The organism is Kitasatospora sp. MAA19, assembly GCF_029894125.1.
Classification (GTDB): domain Bacteria; phylum Actinomycetota; class Actinomycetes; order Streptomycetales; family Streptomycetaceae; genus Kitasatospora.
The window spans coordinates 1-4,666 of record NZ_JARXYZ010000076.1; the positions used below are offsets into that span (position 1 = coordinate 1).

Annotated in this window: 1 protein-coding gene; it reads right to left on the reverse strand. The window is 71.5% G+C overall.

Annotated elements, in window-relative coordinates; translation table 11 throughout:
• A partial coding sequence (locus P3T27_RS40750) for a non-ribosomal peptide synthetase (protein ID WP_280686431.1) occupies nucleotides 1-4,666 on the reverse strand: 4,666 nt, incomplete at both ends.

Here is a 4,666-nt window from a genome sequence, read left to right on the forward strand (position 1 = left end):
GCTCGGTGAGCAGGTGCGCGACCTGGTTGGCCCGCGCGTTCAGCTCCGCGTAGGTGAGTGATTCGTCCTCGAAGACCACCGCCACCGCGTCCGGTACCTGCGCCACGCGGGCCTCGAACAGTTCGGGCAGGGTGCCCGCCGGGACCACGGCCGCCGTGTCGTTCCACCCCTCCAACACCTGCCGCCGCTCGGCGGGGCTGAGCACGTCGACGTGGCTGACAGGGAGCCGCGGCTCGGAGCCGGCCGCCTTGAGGACCCGGACGAAGCGCGTGGCGAGCTGTTCGGCCGTCTCGGTGTCGAAGAGGTCCCGCGCGAAGGTCAGCGACCCGTTCAGCCCGGCCGCCTCGCCATCCGCGTCGAAGGTCTCGTCCAGGGTGAGATCCAGGTCGAACCTCGCCGCCAGCTCTCCCGGCGGCAGAAGGGTCGCGTCCAGCTCGGGGAGGCTGAGGGCGGCCTGGGTGTTGTTCTGGAGGGTGAGCATGACCTGGAAGAGCGGGTGGCGGGCCATGGACCGCGCGGGGGCTATCTCCTCCACCAGCCGCTCGAAGGGGACGTCCTGGTGGGCGAAGGCGGTGAGGTCTGCTTCGCGGATGCGGTGGAGGAGTTGGGTGAAGGTGGGGTTGCCGCTGAGGTCGGTGCGTAGGACGAGGGTGTTGACGAAGAAGCCGATGAGGTTGTCGAGGGCTTCGTCGGTGCGGCCGGCGACGGGCGTGCCGATCGGGACGTCCGTCCCGGCGCCGAGGCGGGAGAGCAGGACGGCGAACGCCGCCTGCAGCACCATGAACACCGTGACGCCCTCGGCGCGCGCGAGTGCCACGACCTGCTGGTGAAGCTCAGCGGGTACGGCGAACGTGGTGGTACCGCCGTGGTGGGTGGCGGTGGCGGGGCGGGGGCGGTCGGTGGGGAGGGTGAGTTCTTCGGGGAGGTCGGTGAGGGTCTGGCGCCAGTAGGTGAGTTGTTGGGAGAGGAGGCTGTGCGGGTCGTCGGGGGAGCCGAGGAGGTTGCGTTGCCAGAGGGTGTAGTCGGCGTACTGGACGGTGAGTGGTTCCCAGGTGGGTGGGGTGTTGGTGAGTCGGGTGGTGTAGGCGGTGGAGATGTCGTTGGCGAGGGGGCCCATGGACCAGCCGTCGCCGGCGATGTGGTGGACGACGACGAGCAGGGTGTGCTCGGTCTCGCCGTGGGAGAACAGCCAGGTGCGGAACGGGATGTCGGTGTTGAGGTCGAAGGCGTGTGCCGCCGCGCGGGAGAGGGCTTCCTCGTCGTGGGTGTCCACCGTCAGGAGCGGGCCTACTGCGTCGATGTCGAGGACGAGTTGGCGTGGTTGCCCGTCGGCGGAGCCGAAGACGGTGCGCAGGACTTCGTGGCGTGCGACGACGTCGTGTAGTGCGGCGTCGAGTGCTTCGACCTGGAGGCGACCTGAGAGGCGAAGGCAGAGCGGGATGTTGTAGGTGGGGCTGGGGCCTTCCAGTTCGCCGAGGAACCAGAGGCGTTGCTGGGCGTAGGAGACCGGTAGGGCCTCGGGTCGGGTGGTGGTGGTGAGGGCGGGTCGGCTGGTGGTGGTGTCGTCGAGGCGTTGGGCGAGGGCGGCGACGGTGGGGGTCTCGAAGAGGGTGCGGATGGGGAGTTCGACGTCGAGGACGGTGCGGATGCGGCTGACGAGGCGGGTGGCGAGGAGGGAGTGTCCGCCGAGGGCGAAGAAGTCGTCGTCGATCCCGACCGTGGGGAGGCCGAGGATCTGGGCGAAGACCTCGCAGAGGATCTCCTCGCGCGGGGTGCGTGGGGGGCGGCTGGACACCGGGATGAGGTCGGGTGCGGGGAGGGCGCGGCGGTCGAGCTTGCCGTTGACGGTCAGGGGGAGCGCGTCGAGCACGACGATCGCTGCCGGAACCATGTACTCGGGGAGGGTGGCGGCGAGGTGGGCTCGTACGGCTGTTTCGTCCGGTTCGTCCGTCGGGACGGTGTAGGCGATGAGGCGCTTGTGGCCGGGGGTGTCTTCGCGGAGGAGGACGGTGGCCTGGGCGACGGCCGGGTGGGAGGCCAACGCGGCCTCTACCTCGCCGAGTTCGATGCGGAAGCCGCGCAGTTTGATCTGCTGGTCGGCGCGGCCGGCGTATTCGAGTTCGCCGTGGTGGTTCCACTTGGCGAGGTCGCCGGTGCGGTACATGCGGCTGCCGGCCGGGCCGTACGGGTCGGCGGTGAAGCGTTCGGCCGTCAGGGCCGGCCGGTGGAGGTAGCCCCGGGCGAGGCCCGAGCCGGCGAGGTAGAGCTCGCCGGTGGCGCCGGCCGGGACGGGCCGCAGGTGGGCGTCGAGGACGTAGGCGCGCATGGTGGTCAGTGGGCGGCCGATGGGCAGTGCGCTGGGGGTGTCGGTCACCGGGTGGGTGGTGGCGAAGGTGGTGGTTTCGGTGGGTCCGTAGCCGTTGATGATGGTGAGGCCGGGGCATGCTGCGCGGGCGCGGGTGACGGCGGTGGGGGAGACGACGTCGCCGCCGGTCCAGAGCTGGTGGATGCCGCTGAGGCAGGCGGGGTTGTCGTCGGCGATGAGGGAGAAGAGCCCGGCGGTGAGCCAGAGGGCGGTGATGTCGTGGCTGGTGATGAGGTGGTGCAGGGTGGTGGTGGTGAGGTCTCCGGTGGGGGCGACGATGACGCTGCCGCCGTTGAGGAGCGGTACCCATAGTTCGAAGGTGGAGGCGTCGAAGGAGTGCGGGGAGTGGAGCAGGACGCGTTCCGTGGCGGGGGACGCGATGCGGTCGTCGGTGGCGAGTGCGATGACGTCGTGGTGGGTGACGGCGACGCCCTTGGGGCGGCCGGTGGAGCCGGAGGTGTACATCACGTACGCCAACTGCCGCTCGTGGAAGGCCACATCGACGCTGGCGGCGGGCGCGGGACCGTCCGTGGTGAGGACGGTGAGGACGGTGAGGCCGAGTTCGGCGGCCTCTTCCGACAGTGCGGTGTCGGTCAGGACCACGGTGGCGCCGGTCTCCGCGGTGATCGCGAGCCGGTGGGTCAGCGGGTAGCGGGCGTCGAGCGGGACATAGCAGCCACCGGCCTTCACGACGGCCAGCAGCGCGACGACCAGGTCCGCCGAGCGCTCCATCAGGACCGCGACGGCGCTCTCGGCCCCCACGCCCTCGGCGGCCAGGCGCCGGGCGAGCGCGCTGGCCCGCCCGTCCAGCTCCGCGTACGTCAGCTCGCCCGACTCGCAGCGGACGGCGACGGCGTCGGGCGTCCGTGCGACCTGGGCGGCGAACAGCTCGGGCAGCGTGCCTGTCACCGGCTCGGTGGCGGTGCCGTTCCAGTCGGTGAGGATCCGCTGCCGTTCCTGCGGGTTGAGGACCTCGATGCGTCCGAGGGGGCTGTCCGGGGCCGTTTCGAGCGCGTCGACCAGTCCTTCGAGGGCGGTGTGCAGCAGGTCGCACACCCGCTCGGCGTCGATCGGCGCCACCGTCTGAGCGGTGAGGCTGAACCCGGCGCCGAGGTCGTCCACCGACACGGTGAGCGGGTAGTTGGTGTACTCCTGGCTCTGCAGGATCTCGACGCCCGCCAGGCCCGTCGCGGGCGAGGCCCCGGCGCCGGGCGCCTGGCTGTGGCGATAGTTCAGCAGGGCGGTGAAGAGCGGTGCGGAGCCGTCGATCCCGCTGGCCTGCTGGGCGACGGCGAGCGGGGCGTGCTCGTGGACCAGCAGGTCGGCGAGGAGTCCGCGCATGGCGCGCACGGCGTCGGTGACGCTCGCGCCGAGGCCGGGCACCCGGACGGGCAGGGTGTTGATGAACAGGCCGGGGACGCGGTCCGCGCCGGTGCCGGCGTTCATGCGGCCGAACAGGACGGTGCCGAAGACGACGTCGTCCCGGTTGGCGGTGGCGGCGACCACCCGGGCCCAGGCGACGTGGAACGCGGCGGCCGCGCTCACGCCCAGGCGGCGGGCCTGTTCCCTTACCCGGAGGGCGAGTTCGGCATCGACGGTGACGGTTGCCTCGGCGAGGGCGGTGGCGTCGCCGTGTACGTCGAGCAGGCCGAAGGGCGCGGTCGGCTCGACGACATCGCCCAACAGCCCGGTGAAGAACCGCTCGTGCTCCTCGCGGGAGACGCCGAGCCGGGCCTGGGCGACGAACTCGCGGAACGGCACCGGCGCCGGCAGCTCGTCCTGTCGGCCGGCCATGACGGCCTGGATCTCCGCCAGCAGGACTTCGAGCGTGGTGTGGTCGGTGATCAGGTGGTGGCGCTGGAGCAGCAACAGCCAGCGGGCGCTGCCCGGTTCGGCGGCGATCCGGGCGTCGAGCAGCGGTGCGCGGGTGAGGTCCATGGTGGCCGCGCAGCGTGCGGTGAGTGCGGCGATCGGGTCGTCGCCGGTGATCTCGTGCTGCTGGACGGGCAGTTGGGCGTGGCGGGCGACGACCTGGACGGGTTCGGGCAGACCCTGCCAGAGGATGGCGGTGCGCAGGATGTCGTGGCGGTCGATGACGTGCTGGAGCGCGCCGAGGAAGGTGTCCAGCAGTTCGCGGGTGTCGAAGGTCAGGACGGTGGGCGAGATGTAGACGTCGTCCGCGCCCTCGTCCGCCGCTATCAGGTGATGGAAGAGGATGCCTTCCTGGAGCGGGGCCAGGGGGTAGATGTCCGCGATGTTCGGCGCCCCGCCGGGGAAGGTCGCGGTGATCCGCGCGATCTC